We start from the raw sequence: 25168 nt of genomic DNA on the forward strand, positions 1-25168 counted from the left end.
GGAGAGACTTGTGAAGACAGCAATCACTGAACTGTTCGGCATCCAGCATCCGATCATCCAGGGCGGCATGCATTTTGTCGGCTTCGCCGAGATGGCGGCCGCGGTGTCCAACGCCGGCGGCCTCGGCATCATCACCGGCCTGACGCAGAAGACACCGGAGCTGCTGGCGAAGGAGATCGCGCGCTGCCGCGACATGACGGACAAGCCGATCGGCGTGAACCTCACCTTCCTGCCGAGCTTCACCGCGCCGCCCTATCCCGAATACATCGCGGCGATCCGCGAGGGCGGCGTCAAGGCGGTGGAAACCGCGGGCCGCAGCCCGGAGCAGTACATGCCCGCGCTGAAGGCGGCCGGCATCAAGGTCATTCACAAATGCACCTCGGTGCGGCATTCGCTGAAGGCCGAGAAGATCGGCTGCGACGCGGTCAGCGTCGACGGCTTCGAGTGCGGCGGTCACCCCGGCGAGGACGACATCCCGAACATGATCCTGCTGCCGCGCGCGGCGGACGAATTGAAGATCCCGTTCGTCGCCTCGGGCGGCATGGCGGATGCGCGCAGCCTTGTCGCGGCGCTGTCGATGGGGGCTGCCGGCATGAACATGGGCACCCGCTTCATCGCGACCAAGGAGGCACCGGTGCATCCCAATGTGAAGCAGGCGCTGCTCGACGCCGACGAGCTCGACACGCGTCTCGTGATGCGCGCGCTGCGTAACACCGAACGGGTGCTGAAGAACAAGGGCGTCGATGAGCTGCTCGAGATCGAGCGCGAGAAGGGCGCTAGGCTGAAGATCGAGGATATCCACGAGCAGGTCGCCGGCGTCTATCCGAGGGTGATGATCGACGGCGAGATGGATGCCGGTGCTTGGAGCTGCGGCATGGTGGTCGGCCTGATCCACGACATCCCGACCGTCAAGGAACTGGTCGACCGCATCATGGCGGAGGCCGAAGCGATCATCCGGCAACGGTTGACCGGCTTCCTCGACGGCAAGTTCGAAACCACGCCGGCCCGCGCGGTCGCCTGACGGGAGAGTGCCATGACCGAGCATGTCAAGGTTGAGATCGCCGTTGGCGTCATGACGCTGACCTTGCAGCGGCCGGAGAAGAAGAATGCGCTGACCGGCGCCATGTATGACGCCATGTCGAATGCGCTGAAGCAGGCCGAGACGGATCCATCCGTCCGCGTGATCCTGTTCCAGGGCGACGGCGACAGCTTTACCGCCGGCAACGACCTGGCCGATTTCGCGAGCCAGGCGCGCGGCGAAGGCGCGGTCGATAGTCCTGCGCATCGCTTCATCGAGACCATCAGCAAGGCCGGCAAGCCGCTGGTCGCCGCCGTGCAGGGCAATGCGGTCGGCGTCGGCACCACCATGCTGCTGCACTGCGACCTGGTTTATCTTGCCGAGAACGCCCGGCTGATCACGCCGTTCGTCAACCTCGCGCTGGTGCCGGAGGCGGCATCGAGCTGGTTGTTGCCACTTCGGATCGGACACGCGCGCGCCTATGCGATGTTCGCGCTCGGCGAGCCGATGGACGCGCCAGGCGCGCTGGCATCGGGTCTCGCCAATGCCGTGGTGCCGCAAGCCGATCTGCGCAAGAGGGCGCATGACGCGGCGATTGCGCTGACCAGGCGGCCGGCGGGGTCGCTCGGCATGACCAAGAAGCTGATGCGCGAGCAGCAGAAGATCGCGGCGCAGATCGCCGAGGAAGGCGTGCTGTTCAAGGAGCGGCTGACGACGCCGGAGGCGCGCGAGGCCTTTGCCGCCTTCGCCGAACGGCGGCAGCCCGATTTCACCAAGCTGTCGGCCTGACCGGCGGCGTAACTCACGGACACATCGAGGGAGTGAAGAGCATGCGCGTCACCGGCAGCCATCAATACCCGACCATGGAATCCGTGATCTACGGCAAGCCGGCGGCCGAAGCGCTGCGCGAGGAGGCCGAGCGGCTGGACGCCAGGCGCGTCTATCTGATCGCCAGCCGGACGTTAAACACCACGACCGACGAGATCGAGAAAATCCGCAAAGCGCTCGGCGATCGTCATGCCGCGACCTTCGACGGCGTGCCGCAGCACACGACGCGGGACGTGGTGACGCAGATCGCGCGGCAGGCCAGCGAGGCCAAGGCGGACCTCGTCGTCGCGATCGGCGGCGGCTCGGTGGTCGATGCGGCGAAGATCGTGCTGATGTGCATGGAGCACGAGATCTTCGAGCCTGATGGCCTCGACGGCTTCGAGACCACGCCGGACCGGCGCTTCGGGCCATTCCGCTCGCCGAAGGTCCGGATGATCGCGATCCCCAGCACGCTGTCCGGCGGCGAATACAATTCCGGCGCGCTGGTCACCGATACCAGCCGCAAGCTGAAGCAGATCTTCAACCACCCGATGATGATGCCGCGCAGCATCATCCTCGATCCCGCGATCACGAAATATACGCCGGAGAAGCTCTGGATCGGCTCCGGGACGCGGGCGATGGATCACGGCATCGAGGCGATCTGCTCCAGCCGTCCCAACGTGCTGGTCGACGCGGTGTGCCAGCAGGGGCTGCGCTATCTGCACGACGGCCTGCTGCGCACCAAGGCCCACCCCGACGACGCGGCGGCGCGGTTGAGCTGCCAGCTCGGCTCCTGGCTGTCGGCGTTCGGATTGCAGTCGCGGGTGCCGATGGGCGCCAGTCATGCCATCGGCCATGTGCTCGGCGGCACCTGCGATGTGCCGCATTATTTCTGCACGGCGGTGATGATGCCGAGCGTGCTGCGCTACAACCGCCCGGCGACGGAGGCAGCCCAGCAATCGATCGCCGCCGCGCTCGGCGCGCCGGGGCGCGACGCCGGCGAGGCGTTTGCGGCGTTCATCGCGGAGCTCGGCCTGCCGCGGCGGCTTGCCGATGTCGGCGTCGGCGAAGACCGCTTCGAGCTGATCGGCAAGAACGCCATGCTGTCGATCTTCACGCGGGCCAACCCGCAGCCGATCCGCGAGCCCGGCGATGTCGTCAAGATCCTGAAGCTCGCCGCCTGAGGCTTGTTGCAACGGGAGCAATCCACCATGGCCGCCTTGCGCATCTTCTCCTATCTGCCGAACCCGCGAGTCTGGAAGGCGACCATCGCGGCGCGGTTTTGCGGCGTCGAAATCGAGGTCAGGGGAGCCTCGGGCAAGGAGTTGCGCGACTGGTTGTGGGACTATGATGCCCGCCCGCTGGCGGAGCACGAGCGCGCCTCGCTGTCGTCGCTGGCCCGGACCGGGCGGGTCGGACTGACCGGGGCGCAGCTCTTCAAGACCGATGCGTTCATGGCGGCACAGCCGTTCGGCAATGTGCCGGCTGCATTCGGCGCGGACGGCAAGGTCGGGATCTTCGAATCGAACAGCATCATGCGCGCGGTGGCGCGGCTCGGCGAGGCCGCATTCCCGCTCTACGGACGCGACGCCTATGAGGCGTCGCGGATCGACAGTTTTCTCGATGTCAGCCTGGTGTTCGCGCGGGACTCGCAAATCTATCTGCTGGCGCTCTCGGGAGGCACCGTCGATGCGGCCATTCATGCGCGGGCCAAGGATGCATTCGCGATCTACGCCTCCGGGATCGAGCAGGCGCTGTCGCCACGGCGGGAGGTGCTGGTCGGGAACGGCATCTCGATTGCCGACATCTGCTTTGCCGCCGAACTCGCGCTGTTCATGAATGAACACGCGCGGGCCGAGCAGTTGCGCAAGCAGGGATTGGCGAAAATCCTGCATTCGGGCGTGCAGGATGAGTATCCGCTGATGTTTGCGCACTTTGGCCGCCTGATCGCGCATGAGCACGTCAGGCTGGATCTCAAGCCTTATGTCGAGAAGCTGCTGTCGAAGGCGGCCGCCTGACCATGAAGGCCATGGGCTGCAACGCGGAGGGTTGATCGCATGACCGCGCCTGTCTGTCTGATATCCGGCGTTGGGCCCGGCACCGGTTCGGCGCTCGCCCGGACATTCACCGAGGGCGGCTATCGCGTCGCTCTTCTCGCCAGGAACGAGGCGCGTCTCGCTGCACTCGAAAAGCAGCTGCCGGGCGCAAAGGGCTATCGGTGCGACGTGTCCGATCCCGCGCAGGTCGAGGCGGTGGCCTCGGCCGTGGAGCGTGATCTCGGTAATCCCGCCGTGGTCATTCATAACGCCGTCGGCGGGGCATTCGGCACCTTCCGCGAGATCGATCCGGAGATTCTCAATCGCAACTTCCAGGTCAACACGATGGGACTGTTGTACCTGGCGCGGCGGTTCGCCCCGGCGATGATCGCTGCCGGCAAGGGCGCCATCGTCGCGACCGGCAACACCTCGGCGTTGCGCGGCAAGGCCGGCTTCGCGGGGTTCGCGCCGACCAAGGCAGCGCAGCGGATACTCGCCGAGGCGATGGCGCGCGATCTGGGGCCGCAAGGCGTGCACGTCGCCTATCTCGTAATCGATGCCGTGATCGATCTGGAGTGGACGCGCAAGCGCTGGCCGGATCGGCCGGACGACTTCTTCATCAAGCCGAAAGCGATCGCGGACGAGGTCTGGCACGTCGCCCATCAGGATCGCAGCGCGTGGTCGTTCAATGTCGAGATCAGGCCGTTCGGCGAAGCCTGGTAGCGCCGCGCGCCGGTTGCAAGAGTTGGTCAATTCATAAAAGCTCAGGGGAGAATTTCATGTTGTTGAAGACGTTTGCCGTGTCCGTTGCGATGCTCGCGGCGCTTGCCGCGGCTCCAGTCCGCGCCGAAACACCGGGGGTATCGGAATCGGAAATCAAGGTCGGGGCGACGTTCCCGTTCAGCGGCCCGGCGTCTCCGCTCAGCAACACCGGCAAGGGCCTGATCGCCTATGTCCGTTCCGTCAACGACCGTGGCGGCATCAACGGCCGCAAGATCAACCTCATCACCTATGACGATGCCTATACGCCGCCCAAGGCCGTGGAGCAGACCCGCAAGCTGATCGAGAGCGATGAGGTGGCGTTCCTGTTCAGCCCGCTCGGCACGCCCGGCATCGGTGCGACCATCAAATACGTCACCGCGAAGAAGGTGCCGCATCTGTTCGTCGTCAGCGGTGCGACCAAGTTTGCGAACTTCACCGAGTTTCCGCTGACCACCACGGGGCTGCCGAGCTACAACACCGAAGGAAAGATCTACACCAAATACATCACGCAGACGGCGCCCGATGCGAAGATCGCGATCCTCTACCAGAACGACGATCTCGGCCGCGATTTCGTCGCCGCGTTCAAGGAGGTGCTGAAGGTCGATTTCGACAGGAAAGTGGTGACGTCTCCCTATGAGGTCACCGAGCCGACCATCGAATCCCGCGTGGTGACGCTGAAGGCTTCGGGCGCGCAGGCGTTCCTGATCGCCGGCACGCCGAAATTCGCGGCCCAGGCGATCAAGAAGGCGAACGAGATCGGCTGGTCGCCGCTGACCATCGTCAACTACGTGTCGAGCTCGGTGTCCGCGACCATCGTGCCGGCGGGCGCGGACAAGGCGGTGGGCGTTGTCGTGGCGACCATCACCAAGGATCCGAACGACAAGAAGTGGGCCGACGATCCCGGCATGAAATGGTATCGCGCCCATTTCGAGAAGTATCTTCCCGGCGCCGATATCGGCGACAACAATTATCTGTTCGGCACCCAGCAGGGCCAGATCCTGGAGCAGGTGCTGAAGCAGTGCGGCGACGACCTGTCGCGCGAGAACATCGTGAAGCAGGCGCGCAACATCAGAGGGCTCGTGCTGCCGACGCTGATGCCGGGCATCGCCATCAACACAGGCCCCGACAACAGCATGGCCTATACGCAGCTTCAGCTGCAACGCTGGACCGGAAGCTCATGGGAGCAGTTCGGCGGCGTGCTGAGTGCCGACCTGAACTGAACCGGGTCGACCGAGGCTAGTGGAGCCGTCGCGCGATCGGCTTCGCCAGCGTGCCTTGCCACTTCCGCTGCGCTGGTCGGTCGCTTGACCGCAGGCTGTTCAGCAAGGCGGTGGTCTTCGGCTGGACCCGCGAGCCGTCGATCACCTCGAGCCGGCCGCAGCGGTTGAGCGTGTGCAGCTTGCGTCCGCTCCACAGCGGCCCGGGTTTGAGCAGATGGCGCACGGCCTGCCGGTAGGTGGTCGGCGACAGTTCGAGCACTTCTGCAAGTCCAAGCGCCGCGCCGTATCCGTTGGTGCAGTCCTGCACCGGCCGCCACAGCTTGCCGTTGATGGTCACGAAATTGCCGGCCGGTCGGGTCGTCGCGCGATCCATCAGGATCGGATTGCTTGCATGCGGCCGCCAGGGGCCGAACAATTGCTCGGCGTAATAGATCGCCAGCGTGTCGGAATATCCGCCGGTGCCGTCGCGCCAGGCTCCGAACATGTAGTAGAGGCCGTCATGCTGCGTGATGGTCGCGTCGGCGAGTTCGAGCCCGGACAGCAGCGTGCCCTGCCGTTCCCACTTGTCGGGAAAGCGAACGCATTTGTAGATCGGGACATCGCGATGCGCGGTGCTTTCCGGGATCATCCACAGCTCGCCATTGTTCTCGATCAGGAACGGGTAGGACAGGTGCCACGGCTCTTCGAGCACCGGCAGCACCGTGCCGACCGGACCGTTGCCGTCGAATTCGATCGCGGAGATGATGCCCTTGCCGGTTCGGTGGTCGAGGTCCTCGAAGAACACGAAGGTCCTGCCCTGCCATTTCACCGGGACGGGATCGGCATAGAAGTGATTGCCGGGATCGCCGAGCACGTTCCAGGCAGGTCCCGACAGGTCACCGGTCCGCCAGACATCCGCGTTGTCGGCGTAGCGCCAGCCGACATGCCAATGCGGCGCGTAGCAGCAAAGACGATAGATCTCCTTCGCGATCGAGGTCGCGACGCCGCGCAGGACAAAGGGCGCGGGATTTCCCGGCGCGCTGCCGGCCGCCGGCACAGCCAGTTGCGGCACCAGCCGCGGAGCCCCCGACAGGATCGGCGGCAGCATGGACAGGGTGCGCGCCATCACCGTTTCGAGCCCGCCGCTCAGGCCGGCGGCGATTTCCGCCGAGGGATGGCCGCGGTCCATGACCGTGCCGTCGAGCTCGTTGACGATTTCAATCACCGGCAGGTCGCCGGCGAGAATGGCGGCCAGTGCGGCGGCTTCGCCCGCCTGTCCGTTGAAGCGTGGACGGAGGTAGAGCCTGGCGGAGCAGTTCGGGTCCCGCGCGGCAGTGGTGAAGTCGACCACCACTTCGGGGTTGCCCATGCGCGGCCGTTCCGCAATCGTCTTCAGCCGGTCGGCCTCGCCGGCCTTGCCCTTGCGCAGCACGATGCGTTCGAGCTCGAACAGCATGTCGAGGCCGGCTGGCCTCGGCCCCGGCGTCGTCGTCCAGGCGATTTGAACGGGAATATCCTGATCGCTGACGCGCAGCGTCTCGCGACGCATCCAGAGTCGCGCCTGCGCGCGATCGCAGCGAAACTCGATAATCATGTCCAGCCCAATTTCCTAGTGCGCGTCCACTCCCACGGCATTGCCGAGAATGCGGACGTATTCCTCTATCATGGCATCCAACGAATAACGCGACTTCAGGCCCACGGCACTTTGCCGCAGCTGGTCGCTCAACAAACGATCGGTCAGGACTTTCGACACGGCGGTCGAAAACTCCGCCTCGTTCGCAGCGTCAACGAACACCGCGGCAGGCTGTCCCTGGTAGGACAGCACCTCGCGCAGCACGGGAAGATCGTTGACGACGCAGGGAATCCCGGCGCTCGCGGCCTCAACAGCGGCAAGGCCGAAGGTTTCGGCCTGCGTCGGAAATACGAAGACGTCGAGGCACGCCAGGAAATCGGCCATCTGGCGCGGTGGGATCTCGCCGATGAAGTGCAGTCGGTCCGCGACTTTCAGCTCGCTCGCCAGGGCTCGCAGCCGTTCCTCGTCCGCGCCTTGTCCGGCGAGGGCAAGATGCCAGGATTGGTCGGCGGCCAGCAGGCGAATTGCCGCATCGAGCCGCTTGTGCGGATGCAGCCTTGCAGCGCAGCCGAGCAGCGTGCGATCCGGCGGCAGCCTGAACTGCTGCCGCGCGACGTCTTTCGGCAGGCTGTGCGACTTGTCGTCGAAGCCATGCGGGACGTGCGTCATGCGCGCGCGATAGGTCGCGGGGTAGCGGGCGTATTCACGCTCCATGTCGCGCGAATTCAGCGTGATGCACTGGAAGAAGCCGGTCGAGCCCATGAAGATGTCGGCGGCGCGCACCGGCATGCTCATCGACATCGCCGAGGACACCTGGTTGGCGATCACCGGAGCGCGGCAGACGAGCCGCGACACGCCTCCGCCGATCACATTGCCGAAGTGCTGGAAGGTCAGCACGACATCGGGCCTGATGGTCCTGAGATGACCGGCGAGCGTCCACAGCATCCGCAGCAGCGCCAAGGGATTTCCCGGGCGGCTCTGCGCGCAATAGAATGTATTGGGCGGCTCGTCGAAGGAATCCGATTTGCGGAAGAAGAACAGGTTGGCGACGTCATAGCCGCGCGCGGTGAGGCCCGCGCCGAGCAGCCGCGATATCTCCTGCGCGCCGGCGTTCTCGGCCTGGGTCTGTACCAGGACGACACGCAGCTTTGGTTTGCTCTCGTTCGATTGATTGCGTGATGCGGTCGATGCCTCGCGCAATTCTGTGCTTGGCCTGTAATGGAGCACGGCTTCCTCACCCGTCGAAGGAATGAAATCGTCTCCCTCGCTATTGCGCGCGTACTTATCACGCGAAGCGCGCTGGTAGATCGAGTAGCGCGTGTTGAGGTTACTGCTCATTTAGTGCGATCAGACATTGCCAGCAATCGAGAGCCATTGTTTCACACATAGGGTACAGCTGGCTCGTTAACTAATTGGTTACGTCCGCATGAAGAGGGGGTAACCGTGGATTAACCATAGATATTTACGTTGGAGCAGTACTGTCAGTTGAATTCGAGTAACAGCCCCATGAAGTTCGGTAGCCGCGTAGGCCCGAGACGTTCCGAACCCACGGAACCCGCCGCGTCGTGGGAAGCTGCCGGCGTGCCGACCAGCCGATCCTCTGCGGAAACCACCAAAGGCGTGCTTAGCATTCCCGGCGTGGTGGCTTTTTCCGCGAGAACGGTCAACGCATTCTGATGCTCGCCGCGGTGATCTTCGCGGTCGGCGTCATTCTGCTGATGTTGATTCCGGCGCGCTATGCCGCGACCGCGCTCGTCGTGGTCGACCCGCGCGAGCAGCGCGTGACCACCGATCAGGACGTCCTGCCGGGGATCGGTCAGGATGCCGCAGCACTGCAGAGCTATGTCGAGATCGCCAAATCCGACGGATTTCTTGGGCCGCTGATCGACCAGCTCAAGGTCGCCGAGGACAGCGACATCTCCGGCGGCAGAACCGACCCGACGCGCCTGCTCGACCGGTTTCGCAACCGGCTCGACATCTCCCGGCGCGGATTGACCTATGTCATTGCCATCAAGTTCACGTCCAACAACCCGCAGCGCGCGGCGTACTATGCCAACGCGGTGGCTGAGGCGTTCGTCGCCAGCCAGCGCGGCACGCGCAGCGTGGCGACCGACGAAGCCGCCGACTGGCTGAAGAGCCGGCTCAAGACGTTGAACGACCGCCTGCGGTCTTCGGAAGATGCCGTTGCGAAGTTCAAGCTGGAGCACCGGATCGTCAACGCCGGCAAGGAATCGACGACGCAGCAATTGCGCGTCACCGATCTGACCCAGCAGGTCGCCGCCGCGCGTGCCCGCACCGAGGAGGCCAAGGTCCGCTATGAGCAGCTGCAGCGCGACCTGAAGGCCAATGTCGACGGGCCCGTCAAGCAGGACCTGCTGAGTGCGCTTCGCGCCCAGCGCTCGGCGCTGAACGATCAGATCGCACAGAAGCGCGGGGTGCTTGGCGATCGTCACCCGGACCTCGTGATGGCCCTCAGCCAGCTCAGCGATCTCAACCGCCAGATCGAGATCGAGCGGAAGAAGAACATCGATACCGCGAAGTCGGAATATGAGGCGCAGCGCGATCAGCAGAAGGCGCTCGAGGATCAGCAGAAGGCGGTCGAACAGCAGATCCTGGTCGACGGTCAGGCGCTCGTGAAGCTGCAGGAATTGCAGCGCGACGCAGATGCCAACAAGAATATCTACGAGCAATTCCTCTCGCGCTACAAGACCACCGACGAGCAGCGGCTGCTGCAGAGCTCGCAGACCAAGGTCGCATCGCCCGCGACGCCGCCGGTACGTTCAACGATGCCGCCGCTTCCGCTGTTGCTGGTCGCGCTCGCGATCGTCTCGCTGCTGACGTCGACGGCGATCGTCGCCGTTCCCGGTCTGAATCTGAAGCAGCTCCCGATCAAGGCCATTCCGCCGCTGCGTCGGGCCGAGGCGCCCGCACCACCGGCGCCCGCCGCGCCGCAACCTGCGCCGCCGCCGCCGGGATTGCCGATGCTGGCCCGGATTCCCAACATCGCATCGCCCGACGCCGTCAGGAGCGTCTGGCAGACCCCGATCTCGTCGACGGCAGAGCCCGATCTCAGCCCGCATCTTCAGCTGCTGATCGAGAACATCGAGCAGCTTCCGGGAGAGCACGGCAAGGTGGCGCTGCTGCTGTCGGTCGAGGCTGGTGCGGGCGGCAGCACCATTGCACGGTCGCTGAACCGATCCGCCGTCAAGAACGGGATGCTCAGCGTCCTGATCGAGATGGAATCCAGGCGCGCCGAGGCCGCGCCACCGCAAGGATCGGGCATGATCAAGGCCGATCTGGCGTCCGTCGTCGAGCTGCTGGGCGCCAGCAGCAAGGTGCCGCCCTATCCGCCGGACGATATTCGCGCCGATTTCGGCCTGATCATCGTCGACGCATCGTCGCTTGCCCTGCAGCCTGCCGCGGTGGCGCTGGCTGCCCATGCCGACCTCGTGATCCTCGTTGTTCGCGAAGGGGCCACCAACTCGGCCGCGATCGGCAAGGCGCGGGCCGATCTATCCGGCTATGGTTCGGTCCCGACCGCGCTGGTCGTCAATCGCGTGGCGGTCGATGACGCCGTTCGCGGTCGCCAGGGCGAGGCGCTCGGCCTGGCGAGCTGAAGGCGGTTCAGCTGACGTCTAGTCGTTGCTGTCCGCAACGCGGACCGCGTAGGCGTCACCTTTCGACGGCCATAGATGCGACAGCACCAGAATGGATGGGTCGACGCCGGTCCGCCGCCGGCACAGCACATTGAGCGCGATGGTGGCGACGACCAGCGAAACCGTCGCCGAGATCGCGGCGCCGAGCACGCCGAGCCAGGGGATCAGCACGACAAATCCCAGCAGCCGCAACGCCACATTGGCTGCGACGACGGGAACGTAATCGCGCTCATGGCCTGTCAGCTGCAGAACAGCGGCAGAGGGCCCGCCTGCCGCCTGGAAGGCCGTTCCGATCGCGAGCACGATCAACACCCACTGCTGCGCGGCAAAGTGCGGCCCGAACAGGCCGAGCAGATAGGGGGCACCCACCCAGACGATGAGGAGCCCGCTGAGCACGCAGAGCGCGGTCACCTCGGCCATCAGCTTCAACGTATGTTCGAGCTCGCCGTGGTTCTTGCTGAAATACAGCGAGGGGAGCCGGCGTGCGCCGAACGTGTAGAGCGCAGCCGACAGCATCGCGAAGATGTTCGCCAGCCGCGAGGCAGCGAAATAGACGCCGGCGGTGGCCGGATCCAGCATCCAGTAGACCAGGATGACGTCGAAATACTGGTTTGCGGCTTCGAGAATGGAGGCGAGCCAGAACCGGAATGCGCTCTTGTTCCAGCGCGAGGCCTCGAAGCGCGCCGTGACCGACCGCAGGTTCGGCAGCACCCGCATGATCGATACGATCTGCACGACGAGCCCGAGCGCCATGGCGGCCGACATCGCGCTGAACAGCTCGGCGGGGGTGAGCTGCCGGTGGCCGAACAGCACCGCGATCAGGAACAGGACGACGGCGACGCGCCAGAAGAACTCCCGATTGCCTTCGCCCATCAGGATGCTGACCAGGGATCGCGCGATCTGGCTGCCGAGCATCAGCCCTGCATTGATCGCGGTGAACGCCGAGACCGACAGGATCAAGAGCCACCACTCGCCGCGAATGCTTGCCACCGCGGCGATCGCGGCGATCGAAATCAGCATTCCGATGGCGGAGTTCTTCAGGCTCGACAGCAGCACACCCTTGGTGAACTCGGCCTGGCCGCGCACCTCATACTCATTGAGAAACCGAACCAGGAGCAGCTCCTGGCCGACCAGGCCCACCACCGAGGCGATCTGGGCGACGGAGAGCAGGGTTGCGAAGTTTCCAAACGCATCGGGCGTCATCGCCCGCGCGGCGAGCGAGAACAACGCGAATGCGAGCCCGCCGCTGCCAACCTTGAGCAGGATGGTCCCGGCAACGCCGCGCGTAACGTCGCGCCGTAACAGTTGGAGCACGGAGGCAATCACCAGAGACGTCTCAATATCCAGTCGGGCTGTTGACCGCAGCAATCGGTGAAGCCTGGAGTGTTAATGTTCTCTTGCTAAGATTCCGTTCCTTTCGAATGGCTGCCGGGCTCAACGCAGTTGTGAACAGGGCCAGTTCGCGTTGCTCCATTCTGGAACGGCGCCGTCTGCCCTGTCTCCAAACGGCGCAGGTTGGATTTGCCTCCAGCGTCCGGTCCAGTGGCGCGGACCTTGCCGGAAGAGACCGCGCTTGCGCGTCAACGCCATTTGTCGCTGCTCGATGGCCAGGCAATCGCCTCGCCATCCCGCTGCGGAGCCTGCAAAGGTTCGGTTTCATGGCCGACCGTCGTGCAAGCCATGTGCCGAGAGACCGCTGATCGTGGTCCGGAGGTTTTCATTAACCGCAATTCTGGAACTCGCCGTGCTCGATCGGCAAGGCGACACCACAGGCAAGGAAATTGCAGTTCTGCGGCCAACCAGAGCTTTTCCCGTTCCGATGGAATCGGAACGGCGCTCTAGATTTTCGTTCGACGCGTTTTCTTCACGCGAACCGGTATCCACTTCGCTCGAAAACGCTCTAGCCGTCGGAGCGGACAGACATGATTGCCGAGAAAAGTGCGACCAAGCCCATCGTGGCCTGCGAGACCGAGGTCATCGAAGCGGACGTCGCAATTGTCGGAGCCGGTCTGGCAGGCTCGCTTGCAAGGGCTGTGCTCGCCCGAGCCGGATACCGCGTCGTCCTGATCGACAAGCGATCGATCCCGCCGGACGAGTTCCGGGTCGAAAAGATCGCCGGACGGCAGATCGATATTCTGCGCCGCCTCGGCTTCATCGACGACGTCGAGGCTATTGCCGCGCCCTATGACCGGGTGCTCAACATCAGGAGCGGCAAGCTGGTCGATATCGGCGTCGGCCGGTCCTACGGGATTTCCTATGCCAACCTCGTCAACATGGCACGCGGCCTGACGCCTGATGCGTCGAGCTTGCTGCTCGACCAGGTGACCAATGTCAGCTGCAGCGAGGAACGTCAGCAGTTGACGCTGGCCTCGGGAAAACGCGTCGTCTCGCGTCTGGTCGTTCTGGCGACCGGCATGGCGAACGGGCTCGGCCACAGTCTCGGAATGCGCCGGCAGATGCTTGCTGCGCGCCACTCGGTCTCGTTCGGCTTCACGATCGCACGGCCGGACAATGCGCCGTTCGATTTCGATGCGCTGACCTGTTACGGCGAGCAGGCGGCTGACGGTGTCGACTATCTCAGCCTGTTTCCGATGTCGGGCGGCATGCGGGCGAACCTGTTCATGTTCCGCGATCCGACCGATCCGATCATGCGCGAGCTGCGCCGCGACACCAGACGGACGCTGCTTCGCCTGATGCCGGGATTGCAGCCCTATCTCGGCGATTTCGAGGTGGTCGGCCAGGTGCAGAACTGGGTCATGGATCTGACCGTGACCGAGGGTCATCTGCAGCCCGGCGTCGTGTTGATCGGCGATGCGTTTCAGACCAATTGTCCCGCGGCCGGAACCGGCGTGGGCCGCCTCTTGGTGGATGTCGAACGTCTTTGCACGGACTATGTGCCGCGCTGGCTGGAGACCGCCGGTATGGGCGTGGACAAGATTGCGCAGTTCTATTCTGATCGGGACAAGCTCGCCGCCGATCAGCACTCGCTGCAATTGGCGAACTTCCGCCAGGCCCTGACGTCGAACACCGATGTGCGCTGGAACTTGCGGCGGAAGCTGCACTTCCTGCGCCGCATGATCACCCACCGGGTAGACCGGATCCATCCGGGATGGGTGATGCGCGTCCGCAGCGCGCTCCGCTGATCGGGCTGCCAGCGCCGGGCGGCGCTAGGACCGATCGACATTCAGGATTCCCAAGCGGTTTGATCGCTGATTCATAGAGTTCCGTGATTCGAGACACGGAGCAGATGGTGGCGGCGAAACGATATGAGCTGACGGAGGCGCAATGGGCGAGGATTGCGCCACTGCTGCCGGGAAAGCTGGCGACCCGGGACGTACGGCTGCGGACAATCGACTGTTCGTCAACGGATGTTTGTGGGTTTTGCGATCGGGCGCACACTGGAGCGACCTGCCGGAACGGTACGGCAAGTGGAAAACGGTGCATCAGCGCTTCAGCCGCTGGTGCCATGCCGGCGTCTGGGAGCGCGTGTTCGCTGCTCTGACCGCCGATCGCGACAACCAGTATCTGATGATCGACAGCACCATCGTTCGCGCCCACCAGCAGGCGACGAGCGGAAAAGGGGGGCCAAAGATCAGGCGCTGGGGCGTTCCCGAGGTGGACTGACCACCAAGATCCACATGCTGGCTGATGCGCTCGGCCGTCCGCTCCGCTTCATCGTCACGGCTGGGCAAGTTAATGACATCACCCAGGCGCCCGCACTGCTCCACGGCCAGAGCGGCGATGCCGTGCTCGCCGACAAGGCCTATGACAGCAACGCCCTGCGGGCGATCATTGCGGAAATCGGCGCAACGGCGGTAATCCCGTCAAACCGCACCCGCAGGATCATCATTCCGCACGACGCCGACGCCTACAAACAGCGCAATCGCATCGAGCGCTGCTTTTGCCAGCTCAAACACTTCCGACGCTTGGCAACCCGTTATGACAGGCGAGCCGCCAACTTTACCGGCTTCATCCATCTCGCTGCCGCAATGATCTGGATGCAATGAATGTCGATCGGTCCTAGCGCGTGCCGGTCGAGGTGCGGACCGGCCTGAAATCGGTCACACGCTTGGCGGCCTGCTTGATCCAGGGCGCCTGCTTCAAGGCAAACAGCGCGAGCGAGCCGGCCGCGCTCCCGGCCTGCGTCACGGCCGACATCGGCGTCGGCTGACCGCCGAACTGCATCTTGTAGGGTTCGTCACCGATGGTGAAATCGAGCACCCGGTCGCCGCGCTCGATGCAATCCCTGGCGACGCCCTCGAATGTCAGCGCGCCGATCGATTGGCTCTTGTACCCCTCGACATCGAACGCCGTCATGACGACGAGGACGCTGCCGCGGTGGACCAGCCCAAGCGCGGTGGCGATGACGTTGCCGTCCATCTTCATGGCATAGAGCCGGGTAAACGAGCCCACGCCGCGAAGCGCCACGCTCGAGTAGAAATCGAAATACTCCGGTCGCTGCAACAGGTCGCCATCACCCTGTTCGTGAAACCGCGGTCCGCGAAACTTTCTCATCGTCTCCATGGCTTCGCCGACGGAGGCGCTATTGTCGCAGCATGAGAAAGTGAGCGTGCCTTTCCTTTGGATCTGGCGCCATTTCTTTGCCAGCTCCTTCTGGTACGACTTCCCCATTGCATTGATCTGCCACTGCTCGAACGGCGCGACCAGGACCGTCGCGTAAGCATTGGTATCCATCAGGCTGCGGTGGGGCGCTCCGAGCAGATTCTCGATCGGCATCCTCGCATCGAGCAGCTTGGGTATGCGCAGCAGGTCGAACGGCCGCAACAGCTGTCGAAGCCGTTCGCAGGCACGCTGGTCTTGCAGCAGGTCGGTGAATGTCGCGATGCTGCACACCGGCGACAAATAGTCGGACACGCGAAGATCGGCGAATTCGATGGTGCGCATCGGGCCGCGCCGCACGCGCAGCATCGGCAGCACGGCCGCAAGCGACTTGTTCGCGCGATGGCGGATGGCGACGACCAGCGGCTTGGCCGACGCGGCGGGAGCGAGCTTGCGATAAAGGCTGTCCAGCCATAGCGGATGCTGGAAGGCGGTCGCGTCCGAGCCTTCAAATAACTTGACGTACTCTTCAGACAGGAAGTCGAATGCGTCGTCGATGCTGACATCGAACGCGTCATCATTCTTGTTCATGTGAGACCAAACAAAGCGACAGTTTCAAAGCGCCGATTGAATCCGGCACGCCGCCCTTATAGCAAAGGTCGATCGGCTCGGGCAGCGGCAGAATACGATTTGTATTAATGCAATGCCGCGACCTTTGCACATTGTTGCTGGGTCGAGCCATTGCGTTCATCGCATCGACTGCGATCGGCTGTCATCTCAACGTGGCCGCGTCCGAGGGATCAGCATCGTTAACAATCCCTTAAGGATGCGTTCAATCGCGCCGTGGTGAGATATCGCGCCCGGTCTGGACCGGATATTGCAGTTAAGGGCTCGCAAGTCCTGGAGTTCCGCCGAAATGCTGAGTCACAGCCAAAAAACCCGCGCTTCCTACGCAATTTCGTTCCCGCAAGCCGACCGCAAGCCGCCTCGGCGTCTCAATTCGGACATGGCTGCTCCGCCTGTCCGGATTTGCGACACGTCGCGGGCCGAGCGGATGTCCCCGGCGCCGGCGCAGATCGGATCATTGCCACACGGCGCGCCGGAGCGGCGTATCAATCCTGTCGGCAGGGCGGCGACGGCCGGTGTTCCCCGGGCAACCATCGGCGGACTGCGGCTCGCCGTGCTCGATCGGGAGCAGACCGCCGACTTCATGGTCGAGGCGGTGCATCCGAACCGGCGTGTCAATCGTCCGCTGTATCTGACCTCCGCCAACGGCGAGGTGCTGTCGCGCTGCTCGACCGAGCCGATGACGGATCGGCTGTTCCGTACCGCCGACCTGATCAACGCCGACGGGCAACCGCTGGTCATGGTGTCCAGGCTTCGGTCGCCGAATCCGCTTCCCGAGCGCGTCGCGACCACGGACCTGTTTCACGACGTCGCGCGCAAGGCGGAAGAACTCGGGCTGACTTTCTATCTGTTCGGCGCCAACGAGGCCGAGAACAAGGCTGCCATCGCCAATGTCCGCCGGGCCTATCCGGCGCTCAAGATCGTCGGCCATTCGCACGGCTATCTGCGCGGCGACGCGCTGCGGGCCAAGGTCGACGAGATCAACGCCCTGGCGCCGGATTTTCTCTGGGTCGCGCTCGGCGTGCCCTATGAGCAGGCTTTCGTCGACGAATTCATGCCTCGACTCGGCAATGTCGGCGTCATCAAGACCTCGGGCGGGCTGTTCAACTTCCTGTCCGGCTCGCGGCCGCGTGCGCCGAGATGGATGCAGATCGTCGGCCTCGAATGGGCCTGGCGCCTGTGGCTCGAGCCGCGGCGGCTGTTCTGGCGTTACCTGACGACCAACCCGCACGCGCTCTATCTGCTGTTCAACCGGACCCGATCCTCCTCAACGAAAGACTGACGCCTCTCGCGAGTGCAATGTGCTGCTCCGATCCACCGGAGCAGCAAGCTCATTCCATGAGCGGAGTACAACCGAATGGACGGACGTGCGATCGACAGTTCGGTCTGGCAGGCACCCGGCGTCGGGGCGGAAAATTTCGCCAGGACCGTCGTCGGTTGGTCGATCACCATCAATGTGATCATGTCGATGGGGACCTTCCACGCCGCGCTGCTTCCGACCGAGTTGACCCTGGTGCAGCAGGCCGTCGCCCTGCTGATGTGGGGCGTCCTGATCTACGCAAGCCTGTTCGTCCGTCCCTGCCTGCGGCTGGCCCTCAATCTCGACACGCTCGTGATCGTCGCGTTCTATGCGTTCGCCACTGTTTCCGTGCTGTGGACCAACCTCGGCGTGGCGGCCCTGATGAAGGCCGCGGCGCTCGCAATCACGACGCTTGGCGCGTTCTGCATGATCACCCGCGTCGATATCGACGACATCGTGACATCGGCCACCCGCGGCCTGTTCGCGTTGATCGCGGCCTCTGCGCTTTGTGCGGTCGTCCTCCCGGACATTGGGGTCGATCAGACCTGGATGCACAAGGGGCAGTGGCAGGGTGTCTTCGAGTCGAAGCAAACCCTCGGCTTCGCCGGCGCTTATCTCATGTTCTTCGCCTGCTATCGAAAGATAGCGGGACAAGGATGGCTGCCGTTCCTCGTGACGTTCGTGCTGGCCTCCACCTGCGTCATGCTTTCGGAGTCGCGCGGCGCCGGCGCCCTGTCGCTGGTTGCCTGCGCGCTGCTGCTCACCTCCCTGTGGTCGGTCCGGTGCATGCAGGTCTACGCGATCCTGCCATGTGTCATGTGCGTCGCGGCAGCGCTATTGATCCTGTATTTCTACACGACCGGATACGATTTGATTCATGCCTTCGACACGACGATCGACTTCACCGAGCGAACCTTCATCTGGCAGTACGCCATCAGCCATTTCGATGACGCGCCGCTGTTCGGATTTGGCATCAACGGATTTTGGACCAATCCGGCGATCTACGACTATTTCAACCAGAACCACGGCTGGGTGCTCGACAATTATCACAACGGCTATATCGCCATTCTCGTCGAGACCGGATTCCTGGGCTATTTCCTGTTCACGGCGAGCGTCTTCCTGTTTTCCTACAAGGTGCTCTGCCTGATCGCAGGGCGGGCGATCGACCGTCTGCACTGCGCGTTGATCATCGGGTTCGTCTTCCTCAACTGCCAGACCAATTTCACCGAGACGGTCTTCCTTCGCTCGACGATGTTCACGTCGGTGCTGCTGATCGCATTCTTCCTCGCCATCTGCCGGCCGGTGCCGTCGTCGCGCGTAGAGCGGCGCGAGTTGGAGCAGCCATGACCGCGTTCCGATTGCTTCTGCGAAGAGCCTTCGTCATGCTGGCGGCGGTAGCGCTTGCTGTCCCGCTGATCGCGCCGGCGAATGCCGCGGGGCAGGGGGCATCGTCGGACGCTGCGGCATTGGGGCGCGGCATCAATATTCTCGGCTATGACGGCGTCTGGGAAGGGTACCAGAACGAGCCGTTCCGCCTGGAAAACCTTGCCGCGATTCGCAGGGCCGGCTTTTCCCATGTCCGGATCAACTTCTTCGGCTTCAGGCATATGGAGTCCGGCAACATCCTCGATGACGCCGTCCTGCGGCGGCTCGATGCCGTGATCGAGCAGGTGCTGGCGAACAGGCTGGTTCCGATCCTCGATGAGCACGACACCGAGCTCTGCCAACGCGACGTGGCCGAATGCGGCGTGAAGCTCAAGGCATTCTGGCGCCAGATCGCATCGCGCTATGCGGGGAAATACCCGGCGCTGGTGTTCGAGATCCTGAACGAGCCCGGCGGCAACATGACCTCGGCCGAATGGAATGCGCTGCTCGGCGATTGTCTTGCCATCATCCGGGATACCAACCCGAAGCGCAATGTCGTGGTCGCGATCCTGAACACCGAGGAGCTGCCGATTGACCAGCTGGTGCTGCCTGCCGGCGATAGAAACCTGATCGTCACATTCCACTATTACCTGCCGCTGCAATTCACCCATCAGGGCGCGCCGTGGTCGCCGACCTTCTCGAAGATCGGTCCGTTGAGCTGGGGCTCTGCGAAAGACTTGGCCACCGCCTCTGCCGATTTCGACAAGATCCGATCCTGGTCCGAGAAGGAGCAGCGTCCGGTCTATCTTGGCGAGTTCGGCGTCTATGAGCGCGCGCCCGCGGAGAGCCGCGCGAAGTATCTGTCGTTCATGGCGCGAAGCGCGGAACGCAATGGCTGGGCGTGGGCCTACTGGCAGTTCGACCACGATTTCGCGGCATTCGACGGCGCGCGGCAACGCTGGAAGACGGATATCCTCCGCGCGATCATCCCTCCGGTCCGCTGAGCCCTTCGATTGGACGCCGCGTCCGATTCAGGATCGGCCGGCGGCCTTGACGACGCGATTGTCCCGCGCAGTGAGCACGCCGCCTTTGTAGACTGAACGCCCGGACGGCCGCGCGACCACCGCCTCCTGGATATGCACGGCGTTCAAGGTCACGAAATCGGCCTTCGCCCCCACATGCAGGCCGTAGTCCTCGAGCCTGAGCGCCTTGGCGCCGGCCGCGGTGATCATGTCGAACGCGATCGCGAGCTCCTCATCGGTGTAGAAACCCGAGCGGTATCCGATCATCATGGCACGGCCCAGCATGTCGCCGTCGCCATAGGGCCACCAGGAGTTCGCGAATGTTGTCGTTGCCGCTGAACACCGTGACGCCGGCCTTCCTCAACAGGGCGACCGGCGGGAACGGCCGGCTGCCCGGCGCATTCGTCATAATTGCCACGCCCGAACGCGCCAGACTGTCGGCGGTCTTCTTCAGCGCATCGGCGGGAATGTCGCCGAGCCCGTAAGCGTGGCTGACGGTGACGCGGCCCGCCATGCCGAGCGCGCGCGTTCGCGCCGCGATCTGCTCGACCTCGAAGGCACCGAGCATGCCGCCGTCATGAAGATGGATATCGACATCGACGCCGTGCTTTTGCGCAACGCCGAACACGACGTCGAGATGGCCCTCGACATCCCGGTCGAAGCTTGCGGGATCGAGCCCGCCGACGGCATTGGCCCCGAGCTTGACGGCCTCGTCAAGCAGTTGCGGCGTGCCCGGGCTGGTGAGGATGCCGTTCTGCGGAAACGCCACGAGCTGGATATCGATCAAATCCCTGTATTCCTCGCGAACCCCGAGGATGGTCTCCAGCGACTTCAGCCTCACCGAACCGTCGACCATGACGTGACTGCGCATCTGCGTCGTGCCATGCCCGATGCAGAGGTCGAGCTGGTTCCGCGCGCGCACGTCCATCGGAGCGGCCGCGGCAAGGTTCTCGGCCTGAAACGCGACCCGCTCATGGACGTCGAATCCGTCGGTGCAGGGACGGTGCGGCCGCCAGGTATCGCCGTAAAAACTGGTGTCGAGATGGATGTGGCCTTCGACAAAGCCGGGCACGACCAGCGCATTGCCGAGATCGACGATCTCGACCCCGCTCGGGCGTTCGCCTTTCGCCTCGATCGCAACGATGCGGCCGGCACGGACCAGCATATCGCGGCTGGCGCCGTCACCGAACCTGGCATTGATGAAGAGTTTGTCGGCTGGCATCGGATCTGTTCCTCTTGTCGCTTGCGTCGCATGCAGATCGCGCGGCTCTCCATGCCTTGCCTAACATGGTCGGAGGAATCATACTCCGCTCGCACAAGCAGACAAGGAACCGAGAGCGTTGCCGGAGATTGCAAGCAGGGAAGAGTTCGATGTCAAGCGCGCAGCCTTTGCCGCGACCATCGGCAACATGCTGGAGTTCTACGACTTCATCACCTACAGCTTCTTTGCGACCGAGATCGGCCGCACCTTCTTCCCCGCGCACAGCGAATACGGCAGCCTCATGCTGTCGCTTGCGACCTTCGGCGCCGGTTTCCTGACGCGGCCGATCGGCGGCATCGTGCTCGGCATCTTCTCCGATCGGGTCGGGCGGCGACCGGCGATGTTGCTGAGCTTCGCGCTGATGGGCGGCGCGATCCTGACCATCGCGCTGACGCCGTCCTATGCCGCGATCGGCATTGTGGCGCCGATCATCGTGATCCTGGCGCGGATGGTGCAGGGGTTCGCGCTCGGCGGCGAGGTCGGGCCGACCACGGCCTATCTGATCGAGATCGCTGCACCGAGGAACCGCGGCCTCGTGGTCGCCTGGCAGCCTGCCAGCCAGGAGATCGCGGCGACGGTGGGCGCGCTTGTCGGTGTCATCCTGAGCAGCGCGATGGCGCCCGACATGCTGCAGGCCTATGGATGGCGCGTCGCGTTCCTGCTCGGGGCCGTTTGTCTGCCGTTCGGCATCTGGATGCGCCGCACGCTGCCGGAAACCGTCTCGCATGGCGAGCACGTCGCCGGGCAGGTCGAACGCTCGAGCCATGTCGCGCTGGCGCGGCGGCATCTTCGCGTCATCGTGCTGGCGGTGATGATCCTGGCCAGCGGCACGATCTCGACCTATGTGACGCAATACATGACGACCTATGCCAAGAATACGCTGCATGTGTCGCCGTCGCTGGCGTTCACGGTATCGCTGGTCAGCAACGGACTGCAGATCATCGGCGCGGTGCTGGGCGGCTGGCTTGCCGACCGGCTGGGGCGCAAGCCGATCATGATCTGGCCGCAGCTGGTCGTGCTGGTGCTGACCTATCCGGCCTTCCTGTGGATCGTCCAGGACCCCGGCGCGTGGTCGCTGCTGTTCGGCTTCGGCATCCTGTCGTTCATCGGATCGCTGCCGTTCACCGCGTTCTATGCCGCCTTCACCGAAGCGCTGCCGCAGAGCATTCGCGGCGGCGTGTTCGCCACGATCTACGCGGTCGCCATCGCGACGTTCGGCGGCACCGCGCAACTCGTGGTCACGTGGCTGCTGCACGTGTCAGGCGATCCGCTGGCGCCGTCCTGGTATCTTCTGCTCGCGGCGGCGGTCGGCATCGTGGCCATGAGCCTGATGCCCGAGACCGCCCCGGTGAAGGTCGGCGAGAAATAACGCCGGCAGACGCGCTCAATCCATGTCGCGAAAGGCGTGGCCGTTGGCCTCGATTTCCTTCACGAGCTGCGGCGGCAGATTGGCCTGCGCCGAGGTGCCGTCGAACACCCAGTCCTTGGCGTCGGCAAGGTCGGGAAGGCCGGCGCCCTTGCGGACGTAGAGACCGACCGATGCCTTCTTCGGATTGATGTAGAGATCGTAGTCCATTGCGCGCCTCCTCTCCGTTTCACGTTTGGCGGAAGCTCCGGCAACGGCCGGAGACTTCCCGGATAGGTCAACGCCGGCAAGACTAGGCGGGTTTCTTCGCCTCCGGCGCAAGCACCACCGACGCTTCGCTCGTCAGCATCAGGAAGGTGATGGTCTCCTGGAAATACAGCTGAACCGATTTCGCCGAGTGGCTGAGATAGCCGATCGAAAGATCCTGGCCGATCGAGAGCTGGAAATCGCCGCCGCGGGTGGTGAGCAGGACGCCGCCCTCGATCGCGGGCGCCCAGATGATCTTGCCGTCGATCAGGCGCTGGATGTGCTGCAGCACCGGATAGCCGTCGTCGGTCGCACCGCCGATCGCGGTATAAGGCTCGGTGCCGAGCAGCAGCGTATAGGGACCGTTGACGCCGGCAAGCCGCAACTGGCTGACCGCCTGCGCGACCACGGCGGGATAGTTCTTGACGCTCGGCGGCAGCGTCAGCACCGGGTTGCTGGTGCCCTGACGGATACCCTCAATGCCGGCGGCCGCGTAGCCGTCGAACACCGCGCGATCCTCGGCGCAGGCAATCTTGCGCGCGGCATCCTTGAGCGGATCCCAGTCGGAGTCATTAGCGCCGCGCTCGACATCGTCGATCGCCTGGCGCGAGAGCTCGAACGGCACGCGCAGCTCGACCAGCGCGCGGACGTCGCGTTGCGTCGCCTCGACCCCGTCGCCCGGTGCCGCAATCTTCTTGAGATGACCGGTGCCGACCGCGGAGAAATCCGTTCCCTTCGGACCGTCGACGTCGACGACACGGCGCGCCGCCAGATGGCGCTTCAACGTGCGCGAGGCCTCCTCTTCGATCTGGGCCCATGCCGCGTCCGAGATAGGGGCGAGTCCCCGATGAAGATTATTCATGTCCAGCCTCTCCTTTCAGTGAGCCGATCCCGAGCGAGCCGTCGGACGGCGGTATTCCTGGTGCAGGTGTGTCGCCAGCCCCGGCGTCATCCGGAGACGGCTCGGCGGGCGAAGGTGCCGGCGCCTCACTCGCGACATCCTCCAGGAAGGTCGCCGACGGGACGAAGAACAGCATGCCGGTGACGGCGCGGCTGAAGTCGAGCAGGCGGTCATAATTGCCCGGCGGCTTGCCGACGAACATGTTCTCGAGCATCTGCTCGATCCGGTGCGGGGACTTGGCATAACCGATGAAATAGGTCCCGAACTCGCCCTTGCTGATATTGCCGAACGGCATGTTGTCGCGGACGATATCGAGCTCCTCGCCATTCTCGACGATCGTGGTCAGGGCGTTGTGCGCGTAGCTCGGCTTCACCGCATCGTCGAGCTCGATGTCGGACAGCTTGGTTCGGCCGATGATCTTTTCCTGCATCTCGACCGGCAGCTCGTTCCACTTCTTCAGGTCGTGCAGGTATTTTTGCACGATCACATAGCTGCCGCCGGCGAACGCCGTGTCCTCGTCGCCGATGATGGTGGCGTCGGTGGCCGCCTGGTCCTCCGGATTCTCCGTGCCGTCGACGAAGCCGAGCAGGTCGCGTTCGTCGAAATATTCGAAGCCGTGCACCTCGTCGGAGGTCGCAACCGCATCGCCGAGCCTCGTCATGATCTGGGTCGCCAGCTCGAAGCACAGGTCCATCGGCACGGCGCGGATATGAAACAGCAGGTCGCCCGGCGTTGCGACGGCGTGGTGGACGCCGTTGATCTCGCGGAACGGATGCAGGCCTTTCGGCTTCGGCGCGCCGAACAGCCGGTCCCATGCGTCGGAGCCGATGCCCATGACGCATGACAGCCGGCCCTCGAGATCGCGGAAGCCCACCGCACGCAGCAGCGCGCCCAGATCGGCGCACAGCGACCGCACCACCGCGTCATATTCCGGATTGGGCTTCATCGTGACCGCAAGGAAGATGGCCGCGCGCGTCAGCTTCGCAGCGACCGGTTGCGGAACGGCTGATGGCACGCATGTCTCCTTGACTGAACGGCACTTCCACGAGGACAAAAGGCAGGCGCTGGACGCCGGATCGGCGTCCAGACAGCGGCAGAGGAGCATGCCAGTGGAACCTTTACAAGGGCTCGAATGGCTCACGCTCTTGCAGAGGTGCCTGCCTCAATCGACGGGCTTGCCGGACTTCTCTTCCTCGAGGGTCACCGCAATCGCGGCGTTGGCCGAGAGCCGAACCTTGGAGCCTTCGACACCCGCCACGAAGCCGAGCTCGATGAAGTGGTGATGGCCCTTGTGGAAGCCGTCGCTGTCGCTTTTCTTGAGCTTGATGCGGTTGCCCTCGACGTGATCGACGGTGCCGACATGCACGCCATCGGCGCCGATGACCTCCATGTTGTCCTTGATCTTGTGCTGCGTCATGGCGCTCTCCTGGTTGCAGGTCATTTTGTATGTTCGGCTTGCATATGATGCC

19 protein-coding genes and 3 pseudogenes are annotated in these 25168 nt (G+C 64.1%); 13 read left to right on the forward strand and 9 right to left on the reverse strand.

Going from position 1 to position 25168, the window contains the following annotated elements:
* The first annotated feature begins 10 nt into the window (after positions 1-10).
* The 6 genes from ACSKB9_RS31395 to ACSKB9_RS31420 are packed head-to-tail and all read left to right on the forward strand — an operon-like array spanning position 11 to position 5843.
* Positions 11-1021 carry an NAD(P)H-dependent flavin oxidoreductase gene (locus ACSKB9_RS31395; protein ID WP_438077958.1) on the forward strand — a complete coding sequence of 337 codons (1011 nt, stop codon included), beginning with the start codon at positions 11-13 and terminating at the stop codon, positions 1019-1021.
* A gap of 12 nt (positions 1022-1033) precedes the next feature.
* Positions 1034-1807: an enoyl-CoA hydratase-related protein gene (locus ACSKB9_RS31400; RefSeq protein ID WP_438077960.1), complete on the forward strand. Its 774-nt coding sequence runs from the start codon at positions 1034-1036 to the stop codon at positions 1805-1807.
* A gap of 41 nt (positions 1808-1848) precedes the next feature.
* Positions 1849-3009 carry an iron-containing alcohol dehydrogenase gene (locus ACSKB9_RS31405; protein ID WP_438077962.1) on the forward strand — a complete coding sequence of 387 codons (1161 nt, stop codon included), beginning with the start codon at positions 1849-1851 and terminating at the stop codon, positions 3007-3009.
* A 27-nt stretch (positions 3010-3036) separates the two neighbouring features.
* Complete coding sequence (locus ACSKB9_RS31410) at positions 3037-3843, forward strand: glutathione S-transferase (RefSeq protein WP_438077964.1); 807 nt, start codon at positions 3037-3039, stop codon at positions 3841-3843.
* Positions 3844-3882: 39 nt separating this feature from the next.
* Positions 3883-4584 (forward strand): SDR family NAD(P)-dependent oxidoreductase, encoded by a 702-nt coding sequence (locus ACSKB9_RS31415; protein ID WP_438077966.1) that lies wholly within the window; start codon positions 3883-3885, stop codon positions 4582-4584.
* Between the two features lie 56 nt (positions 4585-4640).
* Positions 4641-5843, forward strand: a complete 1203-nt coding sequence (locus ACSKB9_RS31420; RefSeq protein WP_438077968.1) for an ABC transporter substrate-binding protein — start codon at positions 4641-4643, stop codon at positions 5841-5843.
* 16 nt (positions 5844-5859) lie between these two features.
* Here ACSKB9_RS31420 and ACSKB9_RS31425 read toward each other — a convergent pair whose 3' ends face one another.
* Together ACSKB9_RS31425 and ACSKB9_RS31430 are read right to left on the reverse strand one after the other, a co-directional pair.
* Positions 5860-7416, reverse strand: a complete 1557-nt coding sequence (locus ACSKB9_RS31425; protein ID WP_438077970.1) for a glucosamine inositolphosphorylceramide transferase family protein — start codon at positions 7414-7416, stop codon at positions 5860-5862.
* A 15-nt stretch (positions 7417-7431) separates the two neighbouring features.
* Positions 7432-8622: a glycosyltransferase family 4 protein gene (locus tag ACSKB9_RS31430; RefSeq protein ID WP_438080481.1), complete on the reverse strand. Its 1191-nt coding sequence runs from the start codon at positions 8620-8622 to the stop codon at positions 7432-7434.
* A 279-nt stretch (positions 8623-8901) separates the two neighbouring features.
* Here ACSKB9_RS31430 and ACSKB9_RS31435 point away from each other — a divergent pair.
* A pseudogene (locus ACSKB9_RS31435) lies at positions 8902-11012 on the forward strand (GumC family protein).
* An 18-nt stretch (positions 11013-11030) separates the two neighbouring features.
* On the opposite strand, the gene ACSKB9_RS31440 reads toward ACSKB9_RS31435, so the two are convergent.
* The gene (locus ACSKB9_RS31440) at positions 11031-12356 is read right to left on the reverse strand and encodes a lipopolysaccharide biosynthesis protein (protein WP_438080482.1); all 1326 of its coding nucleotides are present in this window, start codon (positions 12354-12356) and stop codon (positions 11031-11033) included.
* Between the two features lie 617 nt (positions 12357-12973).
* On the opposite strand from ACSKB9_RS31440, the gene ACSKB9_RS31445 reads away from it, so the two are divergent.
* Positions 12974-14194 (forward strand): FAD-dependent oxidoreductase, encoded by a 1221-nt coding sequence (locus ACSKB9_RS31445; protein ID WP_438077972.1) that lies wholly within the window; start codon positions 12974-12976, stop codon positions 14192-14194.
* A 142-nt stretch (positions 14195-14336) separates the two neighbouring features.
* Positions 14337-15058: pseudogene (locus ACSKB9_RS31450) on the forward strand (IS5 family transposase).
* Positions 15059-15071: 13 nt separating this feature from the next.
* Here the strand turns inward: ACSKB9_RS31450 and ACSKB9_RS31455 are convergent.
* Positions 15072-16202: a GNAT family N-acetyltransferase gene (locus ACSKB9_RS31455; protein WP_438077974.1), complete on the reverse strand. Its 1131-nt coding sequence runs from the start codon at positions 16200-16202 to the stop codon at positions 15072-15074.
* Between the two features lie 463 nt (positions 16203-16665).
* On the opposite strand from ACSKB9_RS31455, the gene ACSKB9_RS31460 reads away from it, so the two are divergent.
* The 3 genes from ACSKB9_RS31460 (at position 16666) to ACSKB9_RS31470 (ending at position 19907) form a co-directional block, all read left to right on the forward strand.
* Positions 16666-17520 carry a WecB/TagA/CpsF family glycosyltransferase gene (locus tag ACSKB9_RS31460; protein ID WP_438080483.1) on the forward strand — a complete coding sequence of 285 codons (855 nt, stop codon included), beginning with the start codon at positions 16666-16668 and terminating at the stop codon, positions 17518-17520.
* A 75-nt stretch (positions 17521-17595) separates the two neighbouring features.
* Entirely contained in the window at positions 17596-18885 is a 1290-nt protein-coding gene (locus ACSKB9_RS31465; RefSeq protein ID WP_438077976.1) for an O-antigen ligase family protein, read from the forward strand.
* On the forward strand, positions 18882-19907 hold the full coding sequence (locus ACSKB9_RS31470) for a glycoside hydrolase family 5 protein (protein ID WP_438077978.1): 1026 nt from the start codon (positions 18882-18884) through the stop codon (positions 19905-19907). Before ACSKB9_RS31465 ends, ACSKB9_RS31470 begins: the two co-directional genes overlap by 4 nt.
* Positions 19908-19934: 27 nt before the next feature.
* Here ACSKB9_RS31470 and ACSKB9_RS31475 read toward each other — a convergent pair.
* Positions 19935-21147: pseudogene (locus ACSKB9_RS31475) on the reverse strand (amidohydrolase family protein).
* Positions 21148-21265: 118 nt separating this feature from the next.
* Between ACSKB9_RS31475 and ACSKB9_RS31480 the strand changes: the two are divergent.
* Positions 21266-22555, forward strand: coding sequence for an MFS transporter (locus ACSKB9_RS31480; protein WP_438077980.1), 1290 nt, complete (start codon positions 21266-21268; stop codon positions 22553-22555).
* A 15-nt stretch (positions 22556-22570) separates the two neighbouring features.
* Here ACSKB9_RS31480 and ACSKB9_RS31485 read toward each other — a convergent pair whose 3' ends face one another.
* The 4 genes from ACSKB9_RS31485 to ACSKB9_RS31500 all read right to left on the reverse strand — a co-directional run bounded on the left by ACSKB9_RS31485 (position 22571) and on the right by ACSKB9_RS31500 (position 25116).
* A complete protein-coding gene (locus ACSKB9_RS31485; protein ID WP_057019217.1) occupies positions 22571-22762 on the reverse strand; it encodes a hypothetical protein in 192 nt (63 codons plus the stop codon).
* Between the two features lie 82 nt (positions 22763-22844).
* Complete coding sequence (locus tag ACSKB9_RS31490; protein ID WP_438077982.1) at positions 22845-23660, reverse strand: family 1 encapsulin nanocompartment shell protein; 816 nt, start codon at positions 23658-23660, stop codon at positions 22845-22847.
* On the reverse strand, positions 23653-24714 hold the full coding sequence (locus tag ACSKB9_RS31495) for a Dyp-type peroxidase (RefSeq protein ID WP_438077984.1): 1062 nt from the start codon (positions 24712-24714) through the stop codon (positions 23653-23655). The genes ACSKB9_RS31490 and ACSKB9_RS31495 overlap by 8 nt, the downstream gene beginning before the upstream one ends.
* 147 nt (positions 24715-24861) lie before the next feature.
* The gene (locus ACSKB9_RS31500) at positions 24862-25116 is read right to left on the reverse strand and encodes a DUF2171 domain-containing protein (RefSeq protein WP_028334888.1); all 255 of its coding nucleotides are present in this window, start codon (positions 25114-25116) and stop codon (positions 24862-24864) included.
* Between the last annotated feature and the right edge of the window lie 52 nt (positions 25117-25168).

This window comes from Bradyrhizobium sp. BR 1433 (assembly GCF_051547665.1).
GTDB classification, from domain to species: domain Bacteria; phylum Pseudomonadota; class Alphaproteobacteria; order Rhizobiales; family Xanthobacteraceae; genus Bradyrhizobium; species Bradyrhizobium australafricanum.